Consider the following 23,486-nt stretch of genomic DNA (forward strand, 5'->3'; position numbering starts at 1 on the left):
CTGGTGCGGTGCGGCAGGCAAAAGAAAACCCCTGCCGGCATGAAGCAGGGCAGGGGTGTGGTCAGCAGTTGCAGCCAATTACAGCAGGGCGCGTCGCGTGGCCATCAGGTAGTTCACCTGGGTGTCATCCCCCAGCGCATAGATGCGGGTGAGCGGGTTGTAGCTCATGCCGCTGACGTTGCTGATTTCCAGCCCGGCATTGCGTGCCATGCGTGACAGCTCGGACGGCTTGAGGAAGCGGGCATATTCGTGGGTGCCGCGCGGCAGCATGTTGAGCACGTATTCGGCACCGACCACCGCCAGCAGGTAAGCCTTGGCATTGCGGTTGAGGGTGGAAAAGAACACCCAGCCGCCCGGCTTGACCAGGCGGGCACAACTGCGCACCACGCTTTCCGGGTCCGGCACGTGCTCCAGCATTTCCATGCAAGTCACCACATCAAAACTGCCGGGCGCTTCGTCGGCCAGATCTTCCACCGCAACACAGCGGTATTCCACGGCCACGCCCGACTCCAGGCTGTGTAGCTGGGCCACTTTCAAAGACTTCTTGGCCAGATCGATGCCCGTCACCTGCGCACCGCGCAGCGCCATGCTCTCGGCCAGAATGCCGCCGCCACAGCCCACGTCCAGCACTTTCAGGTCCTTGATGCCGGCAAAGTCATCGATATAGTCCAGTCGCAGCGGGTTGATTTCATGCAGCGGCTTGAACTCGCTGTCCTTGTCCCACCATTTGTGGGCCAATTGACTGAATTTGTCGATTTCCAGATCGTCTACATTGCTCATTGCTTACCTCGCCAGAATACGGTTGCGCCAGTCTTCACCGCGCGCCTTGAGAGCTGCTTCGTCCAGGGTGGTCAACTGACGCTGGGCCAGCAAGGCACGGCCCTTGACCCAGACATGGCTTACCTGTTCGCGGCCGGCGGCATACACCACATGCGATACCGGATCGAAGGCCGGGGCGGTTTCCAGCGCCGACAGGTCGATGGCAATCAGGTCGGCCTGCTTGCCCACCTTGACCGAACCCACCTTGTCGGCAATGCCCAGTGCCTTGGCACCATTGAGGGTGGCCATGCGGATGGCGGTGGCTGCCGGCACTGCGGTCGGGTCCAGCGTGCCCACCTTGGCCAGCAAGGCGGCCAGACGGGTTTCGGACAGCATGTCCAGCTTGTTGTTGGAGGCCGCGCCATCGGTGCCGATACCAACATTCACGCCAGCAGCCAGCAAGGCGGGTACCGGGGCAATGCCGGAGGCCAGCTTCATATTGGACGCCGGGTTGTGCGCGATGGAAATGCCATGACGGGCGGCAGCTTCAATTTCTGCGCTGTCCAGATGCACCATGTGTGCGGCAATCAGTCGCGGCGACAGCAGGCCCAGTTTGGCCAGACGGGCCAGCGGACGTTGCTGGTGTTCCGTCACGCTGCCGGCCACTTCGTCGGCGGTTTCGTGGATGTGGCAGTGAATCAGCATGTCTTCGCGTTCGGCCAGCTCCACCACCTGGCGGAAGGTGCTGTCGGATACGGTATAAGGCGCGTGCGGAGCCAGGGTAAAGGTAATCAGCTCTTCGCCCAGGAAAGCCTTGCGTTCTTCCATGCCCTTGCTGATGTATTCGCCAGCGTTGCTGCCGTAATTGGTGGGGAACTCGAGGATGGAGCAGCCGACAAAAGTACGCATGCCGGAAGCCAGGCCGGCGCGGGCCATGGCGTCATGGTAGAAGTACATGTCATTGATGGTGGTGGTGCCGCCGCGAATCATTTCCGCCATGGCCAGGCTGGCGCCATCGAACACGAAATCATCGCGCACGTGTTTGCCTTCTGCCGGCCAGATGTGGTTGTTCAGCCAGTCCATCAGTGCCTTGTCGTCGGCCAGGCCGCGCAGCAGCGTCATGGCGGAGTGGCCATGCAGGTTGATCAGGCCCGGCATCAGCACATGGCTGCCTAGATCGATTCTTTCTGCGGCCTGCAGACTGGCGCACTGGGCGCTCGGAAGGATCTGGGCTATCCTGCCATCCTTGATGGCAATGGCATGGTTTTCCAGTACTTCGCCGTCCTGTTCAACGGTTATGATCCAGCGCGCTGAAATAAGGGTGTCATAATGCATGTGTGACATCAGGGGCAATCCTGCAGAATTCTGAATGGGGTGGATTGTAGGCTGCTGCCATGGGCAAGGCAAATTGACCTGGACGCAGTTTGTTTCGTTGTAGAAACTGTCATTTGCATAAAAAAATCACTTATAACGGAGTAATGTCTGCCTTATCATGCGGACAGTCCGCCAAGCCTGCATTGCACCATAATTGAAGAAGCGAATTTTGATTGCGGATGTTCCGCGCCATTAACGTATTTTGACCACCACTACCGATGGCATCCCAAGAAGAAAAGAACCCAGTGACCTCAAGCCTCTCGCTCCGCACGGTTTTCATGATCGCGGTAGTACTTGGCTTGCTCATTCCTGCCTCCATCATCAGTTATCTGAGTATCAATATTCAGCGGGACAATTTGACCGCCCAACTGGAAACTGATGAGAAGCGTCTGCTGGATATTGTGGCGCTGGGGATGCAGGAGCCGTTGTGGAACCTCAGCCGCCAGGCGGGCAGCCCGCTGATTTCCTCGGTGATGGAAGATGCCCGGGTGGTGTCCATCCGCGTGACCGATACCCAGTCCAACCAGGTATTCCTGTCGGCGCTGCGCAGCGAACGTCGTGTGGGCGGTGTGTCCTTTGTGCAGAAGCCGGTGATTTACCGCGGTGAAGAAATCGGCCAGGTGACGCTGGAATTTGATACCGAACATCTGGCCAATGCCTTGCACAACCAGGTGAAGAACATCCTGCTGATTCTGGTGGCACAGCTGGTGCTGTCCATCCTGCTGATCATGAGCATCCTGCACTCGCGCTTCCTGCGCCCGATGCACAGCCTGACCGAGCAGGCCACCCAACTGGCCGAGTTGAAGTTGGAGTCGCCGTTCTATTGGGCAAGGCGTGATGAAATCGGCAAGCTGGGCAAGCATCTGGAATGGACGCGCTCCGAACTCAAGCGCCTGATTGACGAACTGCGCGCCAAGACGCTGGCGCTGGAGGCGGACATTTCCCGTCGCCGCGAAGTGGAAGATGCGCTGCGCCGCTCGGAAAACAAATACCGCGAACTGTTCTGGTCCAATCTGGACGGCATCGTCATCAGTTCGCTGGATGGTCAGGTAATGGATGCCAACCCGGCCTTCCTCAACCTGATGTGCTACAACCTGGACCAGCTCAAGCAACAGAATTTCTGGTCGCTGGTGGGGCAGGAGAGCGAGGCGCTGGAGCGTTTCAACCTGGATAACAAGGTATTGCGTTTCGGCTATTGTGACGAGTTCGAAGCGGTGTACATGAACCGCTTTGGCAATCATGTGCCGGTCAGCGTCAAAACCGTTGCCATGCGCGATGCGTTTGGCCGCATCAATGCGGTATGGCGCATGGTGCGTGACATTTCGGAAAAGCGTGCGGCAGAAGAACGGGTGCAACTGGCGGCCAAGGTGTTCGAGAACACCGTGGAAGGCATCATGATTACCGACAGCGAAAAGCGCATTCGCAGCGTCAACAAGGCCTTTACCGAAATTACCGGTTATTCGCAGCAGGAAGTGCTGGGTCAGAAAACCAGCATTCTGTCGTCCGGTCGCCATGAAGAATCCTTCTACAGCGCCATGTGGCAGGCCATTGATAATCAGGGTTCCTGGCAAGGCGAGATCTGGAATCGCCGCAAGAATGGTGAAATCTATCCGGAATGGCTGGCCATCAATGCCGTGCGCAATCCCTTGTCGGAAATCACCCATTATGTGGCCATTTTCAGCGATCTGACCGAACGCAAGGCGGCGGATGAGCGCATCCAGTTCCTGGCGCACTTTGACGTACTCACCAGCCTGCCAAACCGCGCACATATGCACGACCGGGTGGAGCTGGCCATTCACAATGCCTGCCGCGACAACGAACAGATGGCCCTGCTGCTGCTGGACCTGGACCGCTTCAAGACGGTAAACGAATCGCTGGGCCATTCGGCTGGCGATGTACTGCTGCAGGTTGCCGCCGATCGCATCAAGTCCTCGCTGGCTGCGGGGGAAACGGTGGCGCGTCAGGGCGGAGATGAGTTCATCATTCTGCTGCCGGCCATTTCCGACCCCAGCGAAGCCGCGCTGGCTGCTGAACGCATCCGGGAATCGTTTACCGCTTCCATCGAGCTGCATAACCATACCATTACCATCACCCCATCCATCGGCATCAGCGTTTACCCGGATGATGGCCGCGACTTTGAAACCCTGGTGCGCAATGCCGACGCGGCGATGTATCACGCCAAGTCTTCCGGTCGCAACAGCTACAAGTTCTACACCGCCGACCTCAATGCCCGCGCGCGCGAGATTCTGGCCATTGAAAGCCAGCTGCGCTTTGCGCTGGAACGCAACGAATTCATCCTGCATTACCAGCCGCAGGTAGCCATGGCGGATGGCCGTATTACCGGTGCCGAGGCGCTGATACGCTGGAATCACCCCTCGCTGGGCATTCTCGGTCCGGCACGTTTCATCGAGGTGGCCGAAGAGCGTGGCTTCATCGTGCAAATCGGCAACTGGGTGATTCGCGAAGCCTGCCGTCAACTGGCGCTCTGGCATGATCAGGGCCTGCCCAAGATGTCGCTAGCCATCAATCTGTCGGCCTTGCAGTTCCGCCAGCAGGATCTGGCCGAGGTGCTGGAGAAAGCCCTCAGCAGTCATGGCCTGTCGGCTGACATGCTGGATGTGGAAGTGACCGAAAGCGTGATCATGGAGGACGTTACCAGCACCTTGCAGGCCATCGACACCATCAAGGGGATGGGGCTGCAGTTGTCAATTGACGACTTTGGTACTGGCTATTCCAGCCTGTCCTACCTCAAGCGTTTCAAGGCCGACAAGCTGAAGATCGACCGCTCCTTCGTGCGCGACATTCCGAATGATCTGGACGACTCAGCCATTGCCCGTGCCATCATCAATATGGCCAAGAACCTGAACATGCAGGTGGTGGCGGAAGGGGTGGAAACCATAGATCAGTGGCACTTCCTGAAACAGGAAGGTTGTGACCTGATCCAGGGTTATCTGCTGGCCAAACCGATGCCGCCGGAGGAGTTTGCCGGCTTGCTGGCCAAGGGAACGCTGCTGCCGGGTGAGTAAGCCCTGTGCAGTATTACCAGCCCGGCAGGCTGGGCAATAAAAAACCGCAAGACCAAGGTCTTGCGGTTTTGTAGGTTTGCAGAGTTCGTGAAAAACGTGACACTTGATTTGTAAGGAATTTTTCACTTACGTGTACATGCGGGGAGCCTACCAACTTGCAGACTACGTGAAAAATTCCTACAGAATTTGCGCTCTTTGTGAAAATTAAGTCGCAAGATCAGCAAAATCAAAGGGTTGAAAATGATCTAATGGTCACACGCGCTATCTAGCACTTGAGAATGTGTTCACGATGCCACCGAAGGTATGGCAGGAGGTCTGCACGAGCGTGGTTGGACAGGTGCATGTCTCGCCTGATCCCAAGCATCAGGGCCCAACCTTCTTTGAGTAGTGGACTAAAAACGATTCGGAAGCGGTCATCAAAGCTGATAAGTCCGGTATCGAATAGCTTATCGAGGTTTGGGGTCAGCAACAGCCCGTTTGCCGGGCTGAGCCGCTGCTCTGCCGTCTCGCAGCGACTCCACGGTCTGATATGACTTGCGACGAGCACTTCCTTCAAGCCGCACTTTGTAACCGAGCAACCGCCCCAGCGCTGTATCAGCGCGTCGCGGAATATTCCTTGGCAGACTCGTATTTTTACAGCTGCATCGCGCTCTGTGTCCTCAATAGATGCAAGGTAGCTGCTAAAAACGGGGTCATCGAGCGGGTCATATTGCGTCGTCGGAGGTTCGGCCACGCTCTTGGGGCACTCAACGCCACGGACGATTACATACTCGCCAGTGATGCCGTCGAACGAGTGCACATACCAGCGCTCGGGATCGATCTCACGCGCCGTCACCTTTGAGGCATCGTCTGCAGCTTCCTCAATGGGTATCTCCTCACCATTAACCAGGATCATTCGGATGGGCCGCGAGTCACGATATGCGACGAACACTGCGTCATGGAATGCACGCGAGCGCCGCAGCTTGGATTTCAGGCGACTTAGCCCGTCTTTCCCTTTGCGAGTGTTCGCGATGTCGGAGAGCCTTCGTTGGTATGGATATTCATTACCACGATAGGTGGGCGGTTCGCTTTTCCAGTCCACATGCTCGAACCATACACACAGCGCAATGGGCTCCGGTGGCCGACCAACAAACGACCACATGGTGTTGCGACCAATGTTGTCGTTTGGATTACCGATTGGCTTACCGTCTTGGGTGTAGGCCCAGTCGCTGACATCAATTCCTGCCAGCGCTACGAGCTCGCGCACCGGATGCTTTTCCGTAGGGGATGGTGGCAATGGCATCCGCTGTCCTACGGCGGCCAGTACGATGTTGGCGGTTGGCGGAGTGTCAATTGCGGCGGGAGAAAGATAGCGTAACCAATCGAACGCTTTGGCCCGGTCAACTTCCTCCCTCCACCATCGGAAGTCGTCCCGCGGCCTCTTGAAGAGGTCGAAATAGCCAACACCCGGTTGCCACGGCCTGTCTTCGACGTTGCCCCCGTTGGTGATAATCCCGGTAATCCCCGGAAACCCCATTCTCTTTGTCCAGTCGGCGAGGGAGTTTAGACCTTGCGCTTGCAGGCTCTCTCCCCAGGTCTCACCGTTTTGATGGAGTTCAAGGCGGTCGTGGACCCCCTTGTAAGTGATATACGTTTGGGGTTCTCCTGGTTTTACCTTTGGCATGTGCTCTACCAGGATTGCTAACAGCCTCTGCCCGCTCTCGTCTAGTTCGCCCATTGCTGCTCTCAGTTGTTCAGATTGGTCACAGGATACCATCCAGTAAACGGATGTTTACTGAACCGGATGCCAATTCCGGATCAGTCGCAAGGGCTTGGTTCGAAACCTCAGCTTTGTGGGGTACCAGAAGCACTTGACACATGGGGTGCAAAAAATTTACATTTGCTAAAAAAATCTGTATAAAGATTTATTGGAACAGAATGGAGATTTTTATATGCGTCACAGCGAAGAACAAACAGCCGCCTTACTGGCTCTCATGCTTCACCGCTCCGGCAAGACTCGGGGCCGTGTTTCGAAAGGTAAGTTCCTAAAAGTAGCCGGGCGAAAGCATATCCGAGGAGCGTTCCGAGAGCAGGTGCGTCTTTGTCTAGATGACTTAGGCATCATCATGTTTGAAACGGAATCCGGAGGGATAGCTATGGTTGCCGCCAGCGCACTGGATGGAGCCCCTGTCTTGATGGTGGCATCGGTTGCTGATGAGTTACATCGTGTAATTGATGGAGATGCTGATGTTATGACCGACATATATGAAGAATTGGGCGTCAATGAGGGAGAAGAGGACGAGAATGAGCAGGTCTGAACAGCAAGGGGCCAGGACAAAGCAAATGGCTGATCGTCTGATGAGGTTACACAACCATCTTGAAGCCCAGCACAACGTTGGTCATGACCAACGGCTTGCACGAGATCTTGAGGATCGGATTGGCTCCGGCCAAAGCCAAAATCTTGAACGTGATTTTGGCGAGGCCGAGAGTTTGCTTTCACGTTATGGCTTCTAAAAGAGTTGGACCATAGGTGCATAAAGCGCGAGCCCGCGGTGCTACCTGAATCGCCCCTCCTTTCCTAGACACTTCGCGAGCCTCACACTAGGCCCCACAAGGAGGTGTCATGAGCAAGCCGCGTTTCCCCGAAGCGTTCAAGATTGAAGCAGTCAAACAGGTAACCGAGCGTGGTTACCCAGTGGCCGAAGTCGCCAGCCGTCTCGGCGTATCTGCCCACAGCCTGTATCAATGGCTGAAACGCTTCGACCCCAAGCGCGCCCAACCGGCCGAACCCGCAGACCAGCAAGCCGAAATCCGACGTCTCAAGGCAGAGCTCAAACGGGTCACCGAGGAGCGCGACATCCTAAAAAAGGCCGCCGCATACTTTGCCAAGGAGTCCGGGTAAGGTATGCCTTCATCCGGGCCCATGCACAGCAGTTCCCTATTCGACGTCTGTGTCGTGTTATGTCGGTGCATCCCAGTGGCTACTACGCCTGGAAAGCATCCCCGCATTCACCACGAGCGCGTGAAGACCAGCGCTTGCTGGAGCACATCAAGCAGGCGTGGCTCGAAAGTGGCGGTGTCTATGGCTATCGCAAGGTGCATGACGACTTGCAGGCTCAGGGAGAGCGCTGTGGCAAACATCGTGTGGCTCGGCTGATGAAGCAGGAGGGCTTACGTTCGCAGACGGGTTACCACCGGCGTCCTGGGCATTACAGTGGCCGCCCGGCCGTGGTGGCACCTAACCACCTACAACGCCAGTTCTCCGTGAATGAGCCGAATACAACCTGGGTGACCGACATCACTTATATCCGCACGCATGAGGGGTGGTTGTACCTGGCGGTGGTGCTGGACCTGTTCTCGCGGCAGGTGATTGGCTGGTCGATGCAGTCACGTATCGATAGAGAGCTGGTGCTGAATGCCCTGTTGATGGCGGTATGGCGACGTCAGCCCAAGCAGGAAGTGCTGGTGCATTCCGACCAGGGGAGCCAGTTCAGTAGTTACGACTGGCAGGACTTCTTGAAGGCTCATCGCTTGGTACCCAGCATGAGTCGGCGTGGGAACTGCCACGACAATGCCGTGGCAGAGAGTTTCTTCCAGTTGCTGAAGCGGGAGCGCATCAAGCGCAAAACCTATCACGACAGGGAGGAGGCCCGGCGGGATATCTTCGATTACATCGAAATGTTCTACAACCCGAAACGCCGGCATGGTTCCGCAAACGGGCTATCGCCGGTAGAGTTTGAGAAGCAATATTTCCAACGGCTCAAGAGTGTCTAGAGAAGCCGGGGCGATTCAAGCTGTTCTCGCTGCACTCAATAAAGACAGCGCGTACTCTGACAAAAAAAAGCTCAACCAAGTGGGCCGAGCCTTTGAAGCTGAATCAATTGTTTGGTTTTCAGGCGTGAACTACCTCGTGAGTCACCATGCGCGATATACCCTACACCCTGTATCGCACTTGAGCCTGACGAACCACACCGGCCTCAGTGATCACCGTGTCTAGGCGACTGTTACAAAACTCCTCGACATAGCCCTTCAGCGCGTACGCAGTCTGGAGCGCCCGTTTGTCCTCAGGAATGTGTGCGGCTAAAGCGTCCGGCATCACAACGATGCATTTAGCCATCGCTCGAGAAACCGCTACGTTTGTACGCTCTAGCTGCATAAGGAACGCCTCTTCACCGCCAATCACATCAACATCGGCCACTCCAAAAGTCACGATGATGGTGTGGCGCTCGCCCCCTTGGAAGCGTTCGACAGTGTCGACTGCGTCGGCAATGAGGTCACCCTCACCCGAGAATAGGTGTTCGAGTTCGCGTACCACCAGCGCTCGCTGGGCACGGTGCGGTGTTACGATACCAATGCAGTCGGACCAAAACTCTTGAGCAGTTGGCACTCGATGGGTGGGCGGATTTGGCCCCCAGCCATCCAGTTCCGCACTGACCGATTGGCGCAGCATCCACACCATGCCGGCAACCACCTTGGCTTCGAATAGGTTGCCCTGGGAGGACACGTCGTCCTCATGTAAGAGCGTAGCCACCACCGACTCGTGTCGCAGCAGTACATCAAACGCTGCGCACCAAGGCAGGTGGGAGGGATAAGCTACCTGATTAGGTAGAGGCTGTATGTGGTGCAGCCGCGCATTCCCATACTCCGCTTGCAAGGACGACGGATAACCGATGCTTCGAGCGAAGGCCACGATGTCTTCGGCCGACCGGTAGTTACGTTCGAGCACGCAGCGCGGTACTGGAGTCCTGAACGAGCGCTTTGTCAGGTAGGTCTGAATGCTACCAACTAAGTAGGCGGCATCCGCTGGGGCTTCTATGGAGGAGATGGGTGGCATCTGCAAGTGGTCACCGGCAATGATGAGACGCGAGTCGTCTCGCAAGCCGGAGAAGGCCGACACTGCATGCGGTACTGGCACCTGGGAGCTCTCGTCGATGACCACCACATCGAAGACAGGGTGTAGAGGGCTGCTTGCGATGTATTTCGGAAACTGCCGACCCTGGCGAACTTGGCACCCCACGATAGTGATCCCTGTGCCGTTGGTCAGTGCGTCTAGGCAGTTTTGCATGTCAGGGTCTGACCGGTCGAATACCATGGTCTGATAGCTGACATGTGCTGCCAAGCCAGATGGGACCGCTCCGACGGTACGGCCTTGCGAGTAGCCCATGTACAGTGTTCCGGTAGCAGTCGCGTCAGCGCTCATGGCCTTAGCGGCGCGTTGCATCACCTCCTCTACCGCTTTGTAGGTCGGCCCGGTTACAAGCACTCGCAGCGGTTGGCCGGCGCTTACTGCATGCGTCGTCATCGCATGCAACATAGCGGCGAGTGTCTTGGTCTTACCTGTCCCTGGCGGTCCCCAAATGAGCGTGAGTCCTCGCTCGAGAGCATGAGCCACAGCGATTTCCTGGGAATCGTTCAAGCCGTCTAGAGCCCGCACATAGCGTGCAAGCGGTTGTGCCGTCGTTGTGGGAACGATGACGTTCTGCTCGAGCGCCGGCGGATTCCACAGTACGCGTGCTGCGGGCGTCTCAGCCGACGCGCCCCCGCGCCGGGCTGCAGGCGCGATGCCCATCGCCACGGCAGCGTTATTGTCGGGCACAGCAATCCGTGGATTGGCGATGGCTTCCAGAATTGGCGCGCTGTGTTCGGCCCAGTTGAATAGCTTTGGCTTCTTACCCTCGACCAGGAAAACGTCGTCCAGAATTGGGAACGCAGCGTTGGCAATCAGGTTAGGAACGAACAGTGGATCGTTCCTAACGCGCAACTGGACGCGGGCACGGTGGTGCACACGGTCGAAGTCCAGCAGTCGCGCCTCCAGGACCGACCACAGTGGACGTGTCAACAGGTCGGGATTGCCTGTATATGCAGGAGATCCGGGCCGCAGCAGCCTCCCAGCATGCTGCAGCGGCATGCCTGGGTGCCCGATCTTGCCGAGCGTAAGCATCGAATCTTCTTTGAACTTCGCCTCCGCGGATCCGGGGCCGACGTCGAAATCATAGACGTCGCCTCCCACGTGCACGCCGTTCTTCAACACAATGGCTTCATAGCTCGCCTCCAGCCTCTCACCATCCATGGACAGGCGGATGTGTGCTTCGAGCTGGGAGGCGTTGAACTCGAGGTGGTCCCACCATAGCCACAGCTTGCCATCGAAGGCGACATTGGATGCACCTCGAGGAATAGAGGTCGGAATGTGGGTTGCCTTCGCGCGGAATTGTCCTCGGTAGTCCTGTCGGAGCTTCTCGCACACGGTCTCCAGGGCTCGTGACTGTCGAATCAGGGCATCCGAGTACTGCGAGATGATGGTGTTTCGAGGCACACGATTGCCTGCACCCCGCTTGACCTGGGGGGCGTTCGACCAGATTTCGTAGATGCGCTCTCGAGGAATACCATTACTTAGGTACTCACGGTAGTACGAGTCGTGCACGGCCGGCGACGCCCCCAGGCGGTAGTGCTCAACGGTGTCGAACAAGGTAATGACATGTCTTGTCGGTGCAAACACCATCCGTCGAACAATTTCGTCCACTGCGACTACCGTGGCTGCCTCCAAAGAATCAGGCCGGGCAATCATCTCGTCAGGAGGGAATACCCACGCCAGCGCCTTGGCTTTGCGAACGGTTAAAGCCATAACGCGAGGGAGGTGTCGCCCCATGGCGTTGCATAGCTCCAGGAACTGACGTTGCTCCCAGAAGTGAATCTGAGCAGTCACAGAGCCGGGGACCATGCCCTCTGCCACGTCAATGCAGTTGGCAATTTGGGTGAGGAAGCCCTCCAGCGCGACCCATTCTGCATCCAGCGTCTTTTGGTCGACCACGAAAGGCACTGGCTGGAATCGGCGAGGTGCTTGCCCCGCAGTGAAGTTTGTAGCTGTTCCGGAAAGAGCTAAGCCGGTCAGCAGACCGGAACTGGAGTCGAAGTTGATGCTGGCATACAGCAGCAAGTTCGCGCTGGGAACTAGTGAGGCGATGACCGCATCAGGGTCAGTCGACAGGGTTCCGGTCGTAATGGCCGTCGAACGCGCGGGAAGCGTCTTGGCTTCCCGCTTGAGAAGCGTGTGCTGCTGCAATGCAGGGTGTCCTGCCGCACCGGCCAGCGCAGGCGTGTCTGGTACGGTGTTCAGGTGCAGAACCTTCTTGGCGCCGCGCGTGACGCCAGGCACCAGACAAAGATGTCCGCTGGCCGAGGCCAATGGCATGCAGTAGTGCCCTTGGTTGGCATCGACGATGTCACGTTGGTTCTGGCCCATGTGACGCTTGTCGCCCAGCCAGTCGCAGCTTCCACAGGAGTTGGTCACATGCCAGTCGAGGTCCTGCCAACCGTCCGGGCGGGCCTGGCCCACACGAACGACGCGAACCACGTTCTCGAAGAATCCGCGAATGGCTGCCAGGTAGTAGCGCAACTGCGCGTCTTCCGAGTCGAGCATGAGCGCGTCGAGCAGCTGCGCAGTCGTCGCGCCTCCTGCCTGCTCAAGTGCTTCGAGTTCGCTTTCGCCCTGCTTGTACCGGGTCCAAAGGTATGCGTGCGAGCTGACGTAGTAGCGTTGGGCGAGCTCTGGATGCAGCGCGAGCCAGTTGGCTAGCATCAGCGCATACATGGCGATTTCCGAGCAGTAACTTGGGTTGGCCTCAGCTGTGTGCTTGATGTCCAGGATGCTCAGTGCAAGCCGATCTTCAGCTAGTTGGTTGATGGCCACACGCGTGCCATCCGGTCGAACCTCCATTTCACCTTCGACCGGAGAGCGCACATAAACCACGTCGGGGATGAAATCCGCCAGTGGGGGTACGACCGCCGCGTCGGAGGGCAAAAGCCCAATGTTGGCAAGTACAGTTGCTCGCTGGGTACCCACCGAGAAACGACCTTGCAGGATGAGCGACGGCGCACCTGCCAGCCGGGTTAGTTCAGCATGCAAGTCAACATCATTGTAGGTAGCCCCTGGTTTCGAGAACTTCACCACGGTGGGAAAAAGCCGAACCAGCATGTCGTTGCGGTCGACCTCAAATTCTTTGCCTTCGACCGCTAGAAGACCGATCCCGGGGCGCTTGATGGGCTCCGGCAGTCCTGCCGCTGCCATCGTTGTCTTGTCATGTAGTGACAGGAACAGCTCCTTGTCGCACCTAGTGCGCAGGAACATCGACAGCGTGCTCTTCGATACCTTTAGCGATATGGCCGCCGGTGCTGTTGCCATGAATGCCCCCTATATTCTCTTTATGTGAAAGTCGTACTCAATCGCGGCTGATGAGCCAGCAGCCATGTGGTCAGCCTGGCGCTTGCCCGAGGACGCGGTGTCAGCCGCGCTCACCGAGACTTCCCGCCATAACACTCCGGACTCTTCCAGAGAAGCACGGAGCACCGCCTTTGCATCGACCTTGGCCGACGGAATGATTCCAAAGCGGATGTACATGTCCAAGTCATCCGCATTGGTGCGCGCCATATTTTTCCAAACTTGTCCAAGCGACTTGGCAAATACGGCCGTGCCAGTGTGCTCAAGTTGGAAATCATTGGCATATTCGACGTGGTCAGGCCCGCCTAAGAACCAGTTACGCAGCCACTGGTCTTGAACGTAGGTGCGCATTCCGTAATACGGTGGAGAGGTCACGACAACGGAGAAGTCGCGAGCGTCAGTGGGCAGCGACTTGGCCAGCCTCGAGTCTCCATGGCGAGCGTTTGCAATGGTCCCAGCTGCCGGAAGTTTGTCGTCGTGCAGGCGCGTTAGCTTGCGGTGAAGGACCGCAAGCACATCGACTTCCGGTGGCTCAATCCCATGCTCCCTCCAGTAGCGCACAGAGTAGGCTGGCTTAGCCGAGAAGGTTCGCGGCATCTGATTAGAAAAGTAGGATCGGCGCTCAGGGCTCTTATTCAAAGGGCCGTGCAAGCAGCCAAGCATCGCGGCGCGGAGCAATACGGTGGTGTCGCTGTCCCTTTTTACAGCCATCAGTCCCTTGCGGATAGCGCAGATTTGCTGAAGCACCTTCGGGGTGAAGGCGTACTGAAAGAACTCGGAGTTTGGTGTCTCGGCCGACTGGTGCCTGACGATGTAGGTCTTCGCAAGTTCGAGCACCGCCTCGGTGTCGACGAGTGCCAGTTTGGCCCGTGCAATTGCAACGGCGATGGGTGAGGCGTCGATACCTCGTGCGACCAGACCTAGCTTACGGGCAGCAAAGAGGGTGGTTCCACGGCCACAAAACGGGTCCATCACGACCGGTGCATCATTCTTGTGATGCTCAAGCACTCGCAGGGGGTATTCCAGCGGGAACATCGTGAAGTAAGGGCAGATGGCATTGAGCGCGTTATCGCGCTCGTACGCTAAGGACCTAGTCATAGTTGATATAGGATTGTCAGGGACTGCAGGTCACGGATGGAGTCAGTATGCCCAGATAGCCAGCGATGCGCACTAGCCTGGTTTGTCCGTGAAGCCTGACTTTTCAGTATTGCGTTACTCTTGTCCTGGTTTTGTGTAGCCCGGAGCCAACTTTGCACTTTCAACCCCATATAGTGCGAGAGGATCTTTTAGCCATAGATAACACGCGATATCGTCGATTTCATGCGTTTGGGAGCAATCTACAAACCACCGACGCAATAAATAGCCCACAACAGCCGCTCTAGCCTTAACCCTGAGTATGTTGTCAGTCATGCCAAAATCCATGGCAATAATCTCCGGGTGATCCTTGCTAGGATGTGGGACCAACTCCAATTCTACGATGCGGTTCCACTGTATGTCGTGCTGAGCGGTCTCATACTCATGAGGTACCTCCGTCTCAAGGACGATGGGGTTTTTCATGCGTGTCAAGACAAAATCCCCGAAGCTTTTTCTTTTGCGGTCATATGCTCGAACATGCCACCGCAGTCCGCTGTCTACCAAGGCAAACGGTACAAGCTCACGAACTGTTACTCCGCTGCTCAGAGATTGGTACTCTAATGAAAGAGGGCGGTTCAGGTTGATGGCTCGGGTGATGGCCGCCAGTACTTCCAAGTTGGGGCGGTTTAAGACAGAGGGTACTTCGCATGGGAGAAGCGACTTCATCGGCCCTCCTAATCCTTCGCCAAATCCCTGTGTTAATGCTGAAATAACCCGTTCAAGGGAGTGCTCAAACAATGGTTTAAACTTGTTGCTAATGCGGTAGCTCTTGCTACTCCCGTCAAATATGCTGTTCTCTGGCGCCAAGTCTCTGTAAAGCCCTAAATCACGTGTCGCAGCTGCCCCCGCAGTCTGGAAGCGGTTAGTCAGATCTGCTCTTTTGACCTCCCCCATGAAGTACAGCTTGAACTCTATGTAAGCCAAGCGTTCCTTCTGGCTTTGGCTTAAAGACTCCAATCGTGCCTCCTGGCTCATTCGTTTTCCTTTGAACAGGTAGATACATTACAACTCCATTTTAGATGCATAATGAGCAGCATACAATACAAAAAAGCGCTATTTACATCATCAAAATGATCATGTATGATCGACGGAAAGAGTTAATGATAGCGGTGCATGCTTGGGTGCACTCACAACAAAGGATGGGCAAAAGCAGTTGTTTTGAGGTAGTTCAGTAGGTCAGTAAACTTGACCTATAAGGAAGTTCTGGATCTACCAAGGGTAGGTCTAGATAAGAGGGGGGTCGCATGGGCAGCGCCAACTGCCCATGCGAAAACGATCTCCGAAGAGACCGTTGCCGTTAGACAGCAGCGAGTATCTGCGATGACAGAGCCTTTCGTCAAGAAAGGTCTGTGCTGGAGGTCGTCCCCGTTTTTAGTCGTGCTCATTTTTACAGGAGAAATTCCAATGGGCAATCAACTGAAACCGGGTGCAACAGCACCTGAATCTGTCACGGAGACCGTCATCATGACCGAGACTGTAGTAAACCTTCATAAAGATCATCATCTGATCGAGGTAGCAGATGAGAGTCTGACCTACCGCGCGATCCGTATTAATGATTTAACCCCAACTGGCCAGCAACTTGCTGCTGCAGCGGGCTTCAAGCCAACTCAGAATCCAACGGTCCTGCATGTCCTTCCTAATGGTGAGTTGGAGGATATCCGCCCGGATGAAAACATTGATCTGCACGGCGGGCATGGCCGTTTCATCATCGTAGAAAGCGATCGCTTGTATCGTTTTACTATCGACGGTGTGCGTTTTGACTGGCCCTGCCGAATGGTTTCCGGCGAGCTTCTCCGCAAGCAGGGCAAAGTGCCGGTAGAAATGGGGCTCTACTTCGAGCGCAAGGACGAGGCAGACCGCCTGGTGAATGATTCCGATCTGATCGACTTGGATGCGCTAGGTGTTGAAGCTTTCTATAGCCGAAAGCTTGTGTGGTCTTTCAATGTTCAAGGAGTGTTGCTTGAGGTCGAAACCCCCACAATCCTCGTCAGAGATGCTCTGACCCGTGCCGGTTTTGACCCTAATCAAGGTTGGCAAATTTTCTTGAAGATTGCAGGGCAGCCAAAACAAGCGGTCGAGTTGACGACAGTAGTTGATCTGCGTACACCTGGCATTGAGAAGCTGAGGCTTACACCTCGAGAAGTGAACAATGGTGAAGCGGCTCCGACGTCGCGCCGGGATTTCGCGCTTCTTGATGTAGATGAAGCCCACCTCGGGCAGCTTGCTTTGCGTTGGGAAACAGTGGTTGATGAGGGCAGACGTTGGCTGCTCATTCACTCCTATACTGTCCCGCAAGGCTACACAGCGGGCCAGACCCTCCTGGCACTCGAAATCCCCCCGTCCTATCCGGGGGCGCAGATTGATATGTTTTATACCAATCCGCCTCTTGCCTTGGAGTCTGGTCGTCCAATTGACTGCACGCAAGTTCGGGCCACCATCTTTGGTATTGAGTATCACGGATGGTCCCGGCATCGGGGGGCTCAATCTCCTTGGAATCCCTCGACCGATAATGTCATTACGCATCTCGCTCTTGTCGAATCGGCGCTGGCAAAGGAGGTTGGAGAGTGAAACCTACTTCGACGCTGACACTGCCAGCTTCATTGTATGCCAAAGTCCGGGACCACTTGTTTCCGGGCGATGGGCTTGAGGCGGCTGCGATTCTGCTTTGTTCTCGAGTCCCTGGGCCGCGCCTTCGTTTGCTTGCAAGGGAAGCCATTTTTGTCCCGCATGATGCTTGTTCACACAGAGCTCCAGACGCTATCACGTGGCCTGGTGAGTTCGTTGAACATGCTATCGATCAAGCAGAAATGGATGGATTAGCGATTATCCTGATCCATTCGCACCCTGGTGGACTGTTTGATTTTTCCGATGCTGACGATGCCAGTGACGCTGCAGTATTACCAAGCTTATTTCATGCATTCGGCGAACTGCACGGCTCTGCAATTATGGTGCCCGGCGGGGCCATCCGAGCCCGTCTTTATACGCCCAGCATGGATAATCAGCTAGTCGATTTGGTGTCGGTCGCGGGGGATGACATCCAATATTGGTGGAGTGATCTCACGTCCGTGACTCCCAGCCGTCGTCCTGTCGCTTTTACCAGCGATATGACCGCCGAAGTCGGCCGGCTGACAGCGGGAGTGATTGGGGTGTCAGGGACAGGTTCAATAGTTGCAGAGCAGCTAGCCCGGCTTGGTTTTGCGAATGTGACGCTGATTGATTTCGATCATTTAGAGCATAAGAATCTGAATCGCATCTTGAATTCGACCATCGAAGGGGCAAACCGCAAACAATTGAAGGTAAACGCATTTGCCGCTGCGATAGCAAGTTATCGTGGTGAGGGTGTGGCCTATGCAGTTCCAGCTTCGGTGGTAACAAGGGAGGCCGTCCTAGCAGCAAGCCAATGTGACGTTTTGTTCTGCTGCGTAGACACCTTGGAGGCTCGCCATATTGCTGACCTTATTTGTTCAGCTTTTTTGCTTCCGTTGTTTGACGTAGGTGTTGTCATTCCAACGCGTAGTGCTGGAATGACACGGGCAATTGGGGATGTCTGTGGGCGTATCGACTATGTACAGCCCGGAGGTTCGACATTGCAAGACCGTGGGGTCTATTCGCCTGTTTCACTGCGGGCTGAGTATCTGCGCAACGCAGCGCCTGAGGCGCATCGCGAGGAACAAAAGGCTGGCTATCTTCAGGGGATGGTTGATGAAGCTCCGGCTGTAATTGCCCTCAACATGCGTGCAGCGTCTGCTTGCGTGATGGAGTTCATTGCCCGTGCCTATCCATTTCGGCTAGAAGCTAACCGGTTTTATGCGCGAACTCAGTTCAGCCTTGCCGCTTGCGAGGAAGAATATATTGCGGAAGATGTTTTCGCAAAAATGCCTAACCCAGTTCTGGGGCGTGGCTCCAAGGAACCTTTGTTGGGCCTTCCTGCTTTAAAAGCATTGGTGCATGAGGTGGCGCAATGAGCTTAAAACGCTGGTGGCGGAATACATGGGAAAAAATCGCACCCATTCGCAGGCTTCATGTTATCGAAGGGGATAGCTTGCCGCAGCATTTGCCGCGCCGAGATTTAATTCTCGCTCGTGAGGATGGTGAGGATTGGTGTGTTGGGATGAATTGCCCTTGTGGCTGCGGTCGCAGAATCGAGCTGCTGGTGATACCCGAGGCAAAGCCTCGCTGGGATGTTAAGGTGGATGCGAGGGGAATACCGACCTTATCTCCATCAATATGGTTGAAAAAGGAGTGCTGTTCACATTTTTGGCTTAAAAATGGCCGGGTTGTCTGGTGTGATTGAAATCATCGAATAATTGTTGATAGGAAACACATGATATGAATAAAGATATGCCTACCCGTGCCATCATGGCCAGAATCTGCACATCCGACTCATTGGGCGAGGCCTTCGACCTTTATAGGTTAGCAGCCCCATTGTTGCCGAACTGTAAGTTCGTATTTGCAGCAGAAAATGGCGCGGCTCCTGGCTTTGCTGTCAATCACAAATTTTCTTCCGGAGCTGTAGTCAGGTCATTGTTCAAGACTGATAAAGTTCTTGTTCTGGATAGAGACACCGTGAAAGAGATGGAAAGCGGAGGGGCTACTTACCCAATAGATTACTCCATCTCACTCGACACACAAGCGCTAAGTTATCTAGAGCCATATTTGGCTGGTCGTTCATCTGGCATCCCGAAAGACTTCAAAGAGGTGTTTGATTTCATCGCAAGGGATGACGTGTTTGTTGACCCGACTCCATATCTTTGCGAAAACCTTCACAACTTGGACGATAGGAAAGCCGCCGACCGGGTATTTGGGAAGCTCAAGGCATACGAGACATTGCGGACTCTCGATTCTCAATGGCTAAAAACTACCGGAAAGGCTTGCTCGACGCTTACTGAGTCAGAATTAGATAAGCGTGCGCAAGAGCTTATAGCTCGCATGTATATGGACCGGGCCAATGAAGGCTTTATGCGCGCTTTGAACTTCAGGCAGCAGTTTATGTATTGCCATTTGCTAAAAATGGCATCAATTCAGCTACAAACACCGCAAGCATCCGTTATTGAGAAGATCGAACGATTTGTTGAGTTCTGTGATTGTGATCTTGCCACTATCAGTGGGCGGGAGACAGCCCTTGCGCGTGCCTACTTCGAGCTTGGGCATAACTTGACCTTCTTTGGGAAGGTGCAGAAAAAGAAGCCAGATTTGTTCAAGACCCTGGACGGTATGGCATGGGATTTGTGGCATGTTCGCCAATTAGAAGAGACCATGACATTGAAACCTTCGCGGCAGGCACGCTACTTCTTTCCTGCATTGCTTACGTTTGATAAAAGGCTGGTTGAGATAATAGACCTTTATCCTTTAAAAGCTTGTGCATACATTGAGGGTGAACATGAGCCGATGCCTTTCTACGATGGAGACTGGTTTCAGCTAGTGGCAGGGGATGACCAAGCTCAGGCTAGATTCGCTGAACGTTTCTATTCAGTAGAAGCCCGTTCTTCTAGGGAACTCCGACGCAATTCGGTGAAGGCTCAATTCGAAAAAATTGTTACTGCTTTGGAAAATGAATTGTGTGTAATTTCTTCCGTTGAAAAGTTGGCTTCGTGAGTGACTATATTTTGGTTTAGCTAAGATTTTACAGTTCGAAGCAGCCTAGTTTGTCACTAGGCTGTTTTCTATTTTACCCTCTGTATAGTCACCAATGCGGGAACCAACATCGACGCCGGAAAAATCCAATTCTAGCGTCGAGAATCCCAAGCGCAGATCGCTGATGAAGGTCTGGTTTATCTTACTGCGCTTTACGATCTGGTACAGGTGCTTAGGATTGTTGAAAACCCCATTGTGCGATCTCTTGCGCCCGCTGGTTGAGCGGCACGACGTAGTTGCTATGCAAGGACCTGTTGAAGAGCATCAGCACGATTGCACCAATACCTAACGTGGCCAGTACGAACAGATTTGCCAAGCCCTGGGCTGCAGCACTGTTGGTTCCTGCTAGGCGCCTGATCATGGCAACCTGGTTCAGCGGTGCCCACTTCTCTGATGCATGATTGGCTAAAGCGATGTAGTAGACGGTATCTTTTTCAAGGTGCTTGCTATGCACGCCGATCAGCGTAATCGCCTGGCCGGCCCGGACTGCAAATGAGCTGTCGTCTGGCAGTGCGATCACTCTCTCCTTGCCGTTCTCCAGGCGGACCCAGCATTCCCGCTTCAGTATGTTATGGCTTTGGACGCTTGATACCTGCCCGTAACCGTTACGTGTTGAGTTGACGTGGGTCTCGGACCATGTCTTATCTTCCAGCGCGGTACCCCGGTATACAACGAACTGGAGTGTTTTGCCTTTCAGGCGGAGGGTGGAGAGATGTTCTGGCAGTTTGTCTTGAATGCTCATGATTCGCCCTAAATGTCTACGTAAGCCGTGCGAGGAAATGATGCATGACGATTTTGCCCAATATATTGTGAAGACTCCAGCGTGGCTAGGTATGACGCTTTGCTCTCCTATAGGAGAGCCAAGTGGAACCGGAAGTCGCGTTCGGAAGAGCGTTAAGAAAACTGCGCAAAAACAGGGAGATGTCGCAAGAAGCGCTGGCCTTTGAGGCTGATGTTGAGCGTAATTACGTTTCGCTCTTGGAACTTGGCAGGAACAGTGCCAGCGTTAATGTGATCTTCAAGCTGGCGAAGGCTCTTGAGATACGCCCAAGCCAATTGATCGAAGCTGCCGAGCAGGAAATGGCATCTCAGCCCGGCAGTCTAGAGAATGGTCAGAGCGCTTAAACCGACGAGTCTCCTCTCTCAGCCATGCGAGCTACCTCGGCGGTGGCTGCATCCACAAGATTCTCGATGGCATCGTCCAGAGCTGTAGGAGCCACGTAGTCAGCTGCAAGACCCCCTCTTTTCTCCTTGATATCCCGCCAGTAAAAACCAGGCCTCTCCATCTGTGGGGTGATCTTGTCGATCGCTTGGCACAGATTCTCTACGACAGGTAGCCACTCCTGTGGAACACAGTTATCGATGCCTCGGCCACCGCGGAACTGCCAGGCGTAACGGTTCTCGATTTCACTTTTGCCCATGCTCGACCCCCTGTGTCGTGTGTTCTGTCGCCGAATGCTGGCTTGCCATGAAGCGTTGAATGTCTTCCCGTAAAAAGAGGTAGGTGGTGCCGCCATCCACTGTCGGCCCTGTGACCGGGACAATGCCACGATTAATCAATGCTCGTGAAGCTGACTTTCTTCCGTACCCAGTCATTTCCTCAAGCGATTTTCCCCAGGCATAGCGTGCTTTGAGCTGATCAAGGGCAGTCTTGGGAAGCGACAGGTGGCTTGCCTCGTTGGGGTATGTGAAGCCAGACAATAGCCGGCGATCTCGTAACCAATACAGTACATGCTCTTTGAGTCCAAGATAGTGAGCTGCCGGTCTCATTGTGAAGAATTCTTTGAAGCGTAAGCGCTCAGTAAACCAATCCTCGAACTGCTGCCTGTCGAGTAATAGTCCCCTTATGCCATGATGGCTCGGGTCGCGGGCGATACATTTGAGCTCGCCCGCTTGGATAGCCTGCAGGATGGTGACGAAATCCGCTCCGTCCCGGCTTCTTGCTCGGCAGATTTTCTCTAGGGACATCACACTATCGCACTCTGGCGTGGGGTGGATTTCAAGCGTCAGACCGCCAAGCAGCATGTCGAGTTGAGACTTTTCGAATACCCAGTGATTGCGCCGCAAGTTGTGTCCATTTGGCCGGTGAGCAGCCTTGAGGAGCTCTGCCTGGACGAGAAGCCGGACACGCGGAATGGTGGTCGCTAGGTATTCTGCAGTTTCTGCAAGCGTGAACAGCTTGCCTGCACAATTTTGCTGGAACTGTCTTACCGATGCCCGATCGACGACAAAGAAGCGCAGACTCCCCTTTGACTGCTGATACCAGCCGCGTATGTGTCCCTCGTTAATGAGCGTTGCCAGCTTCCTACGCGAGATGCCAAGCATTGCCATGGCTTCTTTGGCAAGAATGGTGGAATGCTCGGTCGAAGTGTCGGCGGCAAACCGATGGCGAGCCGCGATGACACCTTTCCAATGAGCCGAAACAAAGCGTTCAAATTCGTGCCGTACAAAGTGTAGTTCAGGGTGATTTAGCGCTCGATTTAAGGCTAGGAGATGTGGGCCTGCGAATAGGTGTAGGTGTAGCGCGTGTGCCTGTGATTGATCTGAGGCCTGTTGCATAAACGAGTGAAACGCATCAGGCCACTGCACCAGCATTTCGGCTGCGCTTTCGAGTATCGGTAACGCGACATCCATTCGATGATGGCCATGTACCTTAAGCGATTTTTTGAGCGAGCCAAAGTGGCCATAGCAACCTAGTGCCCAGATGAGGTCGAGCAGTCGCGGCAATTGTACGGCTGCTAGTAAGCGAGTTAGTCCATGGTTGATCGTAAGCAGCTTATTGGGAGGCACACTGATCTCGGTAGCTTCGGACAGCTTGTCGCATATCCGCTGGCTAATCTGCAGCAAATTCGCTGAAGCTGGGATATGTGCTGCCGCCGTAAGGTCTTGCCCGCAGCGACAGTGCGTCAGACCGCCGCTGTACCAACCGACAAGTTGACCGCAAGCTGGGCACAATTCTTGTAGCAGTCGTCGGTGATGCGGGCAGGCCACTTGCAGGGTGATCAGCCACTCTGCTTTCCAGTAGCTTTGTTCTCGAAGGCAGTCTGGGCACCAGCGTCGGTGATCCAGGCTCCAGTAGGTAGTTTTGATGCCAAGCTTCTTGAACGACTGAATTGGCAGGTCGGAGCAGGACGGTCCCCAGAGGTTCCGGAGAACATCAGGGCCATGCCCAGTAGTGAGTTCTACGAAGTCATCGAAATTTGTTGGTGGCAGGCCCATGTGTCGGCGGTAGTTCTGCTGCCAGGTTAGCGAGTGGAAATCGTTGGCCGCGCCAAGGCGCAGCAGATAGCCGATTTCACTCTCAAGCGGAAGCGGCGAGGGGTGAATAGGAAGAAGCGGTGTCATGACAAATACCCCCGCCTGTA

18 protein-coding genes are annotated in these 23,486 nt (G+C 55.1%); 9 read left to right on the forward strand and 9 right to left on the reverse strand.

Translation table 11 applies throughout. The features are described 5' to 3' along the window. Window positions 1-78 precede the first annotated feature (78 nt). Window positions 79-780 carry a bifunctional 2-polyprenyl-6-hydroxyphenol methylase/3-demethylubiquinol 3-O-methyltransferase UbiG gene (gene ubiG / locus DLM_RS01625; protein ID WP_089084076.1) on the reverse strand — a complete coding sequence of 234 codons (702 nt, stop codon included), beginning with the start codon at window positions 778-780 and terminating at the stop codon, window positions 79-81. 3 nt (window positions 781-783) lie between these two features. Next, window positions 784-2,094, reverse strand: a complete 1,311-nt coding sequence (locus DLM_RS01630) for a TRZ/ATZ family hydrolase (RefSeq protein ID WP_420000729.1) — start codon at window positions 2,092-2,094, stop codon at window positions 784-786. A 317-nt stretch (window positions 2,095-2,411) separates the two neighbouring features. Here DLM_RS01630 and DLM_RS01635 point away from each other — a divergent pair, with 317 nt between their 5' ends. Next, the gene (locus DLM_RS01635) at window positions 2,412-5,159 is read left to right on the forward strand and encodes a bifunctional diguanylate cyclase/phosphodiesterase (RefSeq protein ID WP_231959994.1); all 2,748 of its coding nucleotides are present in this window, start codon (window positions 2,412-2,414) and stop codon (window positions 5,157-5,159) included. Between the two features lie 265 nt (window positions 5,160-5,424). Here the strand turns inward: DLM_RS01635 and DLM_RS23480 are convergent, their stop codons facing one another. Continuing rightward, window positions 5,425-6,876, reverse strand: a complete 1,452-nt coding sequence (locus DLM_RS23480) for an HNH endonuclease (protein WP_197715482.1) — start codon at window positions 6,874-6,876, stop codon at window positions 5,425-5,427. A gap of 214 nt (window positions 6,877-7,090) precedes the next feature. Here DLM_RS23480 and DLM_RS01645 point away from each other — a divergent pair, with 214 nt between their 5' ends. From DLM_RS01645 to DLM_RS01650, 3 genes are all read left to right on the forward strand, one after another. After that, on the forward strand, window positions 7,091-7,456 hold the full coding sequence (locus DLM_RS01645; protein ID WP_089084080.1) for a hypothetical protein: 366 nt from the start codon (window positions 7,091-7,093) through the stop codon (window positions 7,454-7,456). Between the two features lie 25 nt (window positions 7,457-7,481). Then, complete coding sequence (locus DLM_RS23260; protein ID WP_167467020.1) at window positions 7,482-7,652, forward strand: hypothetical protein; 171 nt, start codon at window positions 7,482-7,484, stop codon at window positions 7,650-7,652. Between the two features lie 109 nt (window positions 7,653-7,761). Beyond that, window positions 7,762-8,912 (forward strand): IS3 family transposase gene (locus DLM_RS01650; protein ID WP_119313181.1). Its coding sequence is split into 2 segments (ribosomal slippage): window positions 7,762-7,999 and window positions 7,999-8,912, totalling 1,152 coding nucleotides; the frame shifts between segments, so codons are not numbered across the junction. A gap of 160 nt (window positions 8,913-9,072) precedes the next feature. Here the strand turns inward: DLM_RS01650 and DLM_RS01655 are convergent. From DLM_RS01655 to DLM_RS01665, 3 genes are all read right to left on the reverse strand, one after another. Then, window positions 9,073-13,317 (reverse strand): DEAD/DEAH box helicase, encoded by a 4,245-nt coding sequence (locus tag DLM_RS01655; RefSeq protein WP_089085086.1) that lies wholly within the window; start codon window positions 13,315-13,317, stop codon window positions 9,073-9,075. 9 nt (window positions 13,318-13,326) lie between these two features. Next, window positions 13,327-14,361: a site-specific DNA-methyltransferase gene (locus tag DLM_RS01660; RefSeq protein ID WP_231959995.1), complete on the reverse strand. Its 1,035-nt coding sequence runs from the start codon at window positions 14,359-14,361 to the stop codon at window positions 13,327-13,329. 204 nt (window positions 14,362-14,565) lie between these two features. Then, window positions 14,566-15,462 carry a WYL domain-containing protein gene (locus DLM_RS01665; protein ID WP_089085084.1) on the reverse strand — a complete coding sequence of 299 codons (897 nt, stop codon included), beginning with the start codon at window positions 15,460-15,462 and terminating at the stop codon, window positions 14,566-14,568. Window positions 15,463-15,891: 429 nt separating this feature from the next. Here DLM_RS01665 and DLM_RS01670 point away from each other — a divergent pair, with 429 nt between their 5' ends. From DLM_RS01670 to DLM_RS01685, 4 genes are read left to right on the forward strand one after another with little or no spacing between them, the layout of a single operon-like run. Next, window positions 15,892-17,055 (forward strand): multiubiquitin domain-containing protein, encoded by a 1,164-nt coding sequence (locus tag DLM_RS01670; RefSeq protein WP_197715484.1) that lies wholly within the window; start codon window positions 15,892-15,894, stop codon window positions 17,053-17,055. Beyond that, the gene (locus DLM_RS01675; protein ID WP_089085083.1) at window positions 17,052-18,452 is read left to right on the forward strand and encodes a ThiF family adenylyltransferase; all 1,401 of its coding nucleotides are present in this window, start codon (window positions 17,052-17,054) and stop codon (window positions 18,450-18,452) included. The genes DLM_RS01670 and DLM_RS01675 overlap by 4 nt, the downstream gene beginning before the upstream one ends. Further along, window positions 18,449-18,781 carry a DUF6527 family protein gene (locus DLM_RS01680; protein ID WP_089085082.1) on the forward strand — a complete coding sequence of 111 codons (333 nt, stop codon included), beginning with the start codon at window positions 18,449-18,451 and terminating at the stop codon, window positions 18,779-18,781. Before DLM_RS01675 ends, DLM_RS01680 begins: the two co-directional genes overlap by 4 nt. 35 nt (window positions 18,782-18,816) lie before the next feature. Next, window positions 18,817-20,082 (forward strand): hypothetical protein, encoded by a 1,266-nt coding sequence (locus DLM_RS01685; protein ID WP_089085081.1) that lies wholly within the window; start codon window positions 18,817-18,819, stop codon window positions 20,080-20,082. A 211-nt stretch (window positions 20,083-20,293) separates the two neighbouring features. Here the strand turns inward: DLM_RS01685 and DLM_RS01690 are convergent, their stop codons facing one another. Beyond that, complete coding sequence (locus DLM_RS01690) at window positions 20,294-20,863, reverse strand: hypothetical protein (protein ID WP_089085080.1); 570 nt, start codon at window positions 20,861-20,863, stop codon at window positions 20,294-20,296. 122 nt (window positions 20,864-20,985) lie between these two features. Here DLM_RS01690 and DLM_RS01695 point away from each other — a divergent pair, with 122 nt between their 5' ends. Next, window positions 20,986-21,246, forward strand: a complete 261-nt coding sequence (locus tag DLM_RS01695; RefSeq protein ID WP_089085079.1) for a helix-turn-helix domain-containing protein — start codon at window positions 20,986-20,988, stop codon at window positions 21,244-21,246. Here the strand turns inward: DLM_RS01695 and DLM_RS01700 are convergent. After that, window positions 21,243-21,542: a hypothetical protein gene (locus DLM_RS01700; RefSeq protein WP_089085078.1), complete on the reverse strand. Its 300-nt coding sequence runs from the start codon at window positions 21,540-21,542 to the stop codon at window positions 21,243-21,245. The genes DLM_RS01695 and DLM_RS01700 overlap by 4 nt on opposite strands. Then, window positions 21,529-23,466: a TniQ family protein gene (locus tag DLM_RS01705; protein ID WP_089085077.1), complete on the reverse strand. Its 1,938-nt coding sequence runs from the start codon at window positions 23,464-23,466 to the stop codon at window positions 21,529-21,531. The genes DLM_RS01700 and DLM_RS01705 overlap by 14 nt, the downstream gene beginning before the upstream one ends. Window positions 23,467-23,486 lie beyond the last annotated feature (20 nt).

The organism is Aquitalea magnusonii (assembly GCF_002217795.2).
GTDB classification, from domain to species: domain Bacteria; phylum Pseudomonadota; class Gammaproteobacteria; order Burkholderiales; family Chromobacteriaceae; genus Aquitalea; species Aquitalea magnusonii_B.

Excerpts from the sequence above, each read along its gene's own strand:
- ubiG (WP_089084076.1), bottom strand. The coding sequence starts at position 780 with ATGAGCAATGTAGACGATCTGGAAATCGACAAATTCAGTCAATTGGCC.
- DLM_RS01630 (WP_420000729.1), bottom strand. The coding sequence starts at position 2,094 with ATGCATTATGACACCCTTATTTCAGCGCGCTGGATCATAACCGTTGAA.
- DLM_RS01635 (WP_231959994.1), top strand. The coding sequence starts at position 2,412 with ATGATCGCGGTAGTACTTGGCTTGCTCATTCCTGCCTCCATCATCAGT.
- DLM_RS23480 (WP_197715482.1), bottom strand. The coding sequence starts at position 6,876 with ATGGGCGAACTAGACGAGAGCGGGCAGAGGCTGTTAGCAATCCTGGTA.
- DLM_RS01645 (WP_089084080.1), top strand. The coding sequence starts at position 7,091 with ATGCGTCACAGCGAAGAACAAACAGCCGCCTTACTGGCTCTCATGCTT.
- DLM_RS23260 (WP_167467020.1), top strand. The coding sequence starts at position 7,482 with ATGGCTGATCGTCTGATGAGGTTACACAACCATCTTGAAGCCCAGCAC.
- DLM_RS01655 (WP_089085086.1), bottom strand. The coding sequence starts at position 13,317 with ATGGCAACAGCACCGGCGGCCATATCGCTAAAGGTATCGAAGAGCACG.
- DLM_RS01665 (WP_089085084.1), bottom strand. The coding sequence starts at position 15,462 with ATGAGCCAGGAGGCACGATTGGAGTCTTTAAGCCAAAGCCAGAAGGAA.
- DLM_RS01670 (WP_197715484.1), top strand. The coding sequence starts at position 15,892 with ATGGGCAATCAACTGAAACCGGGTGCAACAGCACCTGAATCTGTCACG.
- DLM_RS01680 (WP_089085082.1), top strand. The coding sequence starts at position 18,449 with ATGAGCTTAAAACGCTGGTGGCGGAATACATGGGAAAAAATCGCACCC.
- DLM_RS01685 (WP_089085081.1), top strand. The coding sequence starts at position 18,817 with ATGAATAAAGATATGCCTACCCGTGCCATCATGGCCAGAATCTGCACA.
- DLM_RS01690 (WP_089085080.1), bottom strand. The coding sequence starts at position 20,863 with ATGAGCATTCAAGACAAACTGCCAGAACATCTCTCCACCCTCCGCCTG.
- DLM_RS01700 (WP_089085078.1), bottom strand. The coding sequence starts at position 21,542 with ATGGGCAAAAGTGAAATCGAGAACCGTTACGCCTGGCAGTTCCGCGGT.
- DLM_RS01705 (WP_089085077.1), bottom strand. The coding sequence starts at position 23,466 with ATGACACCGCTTCTTCCTATTCACCCCTCGCCGCTTCCGCTTGAGAGT.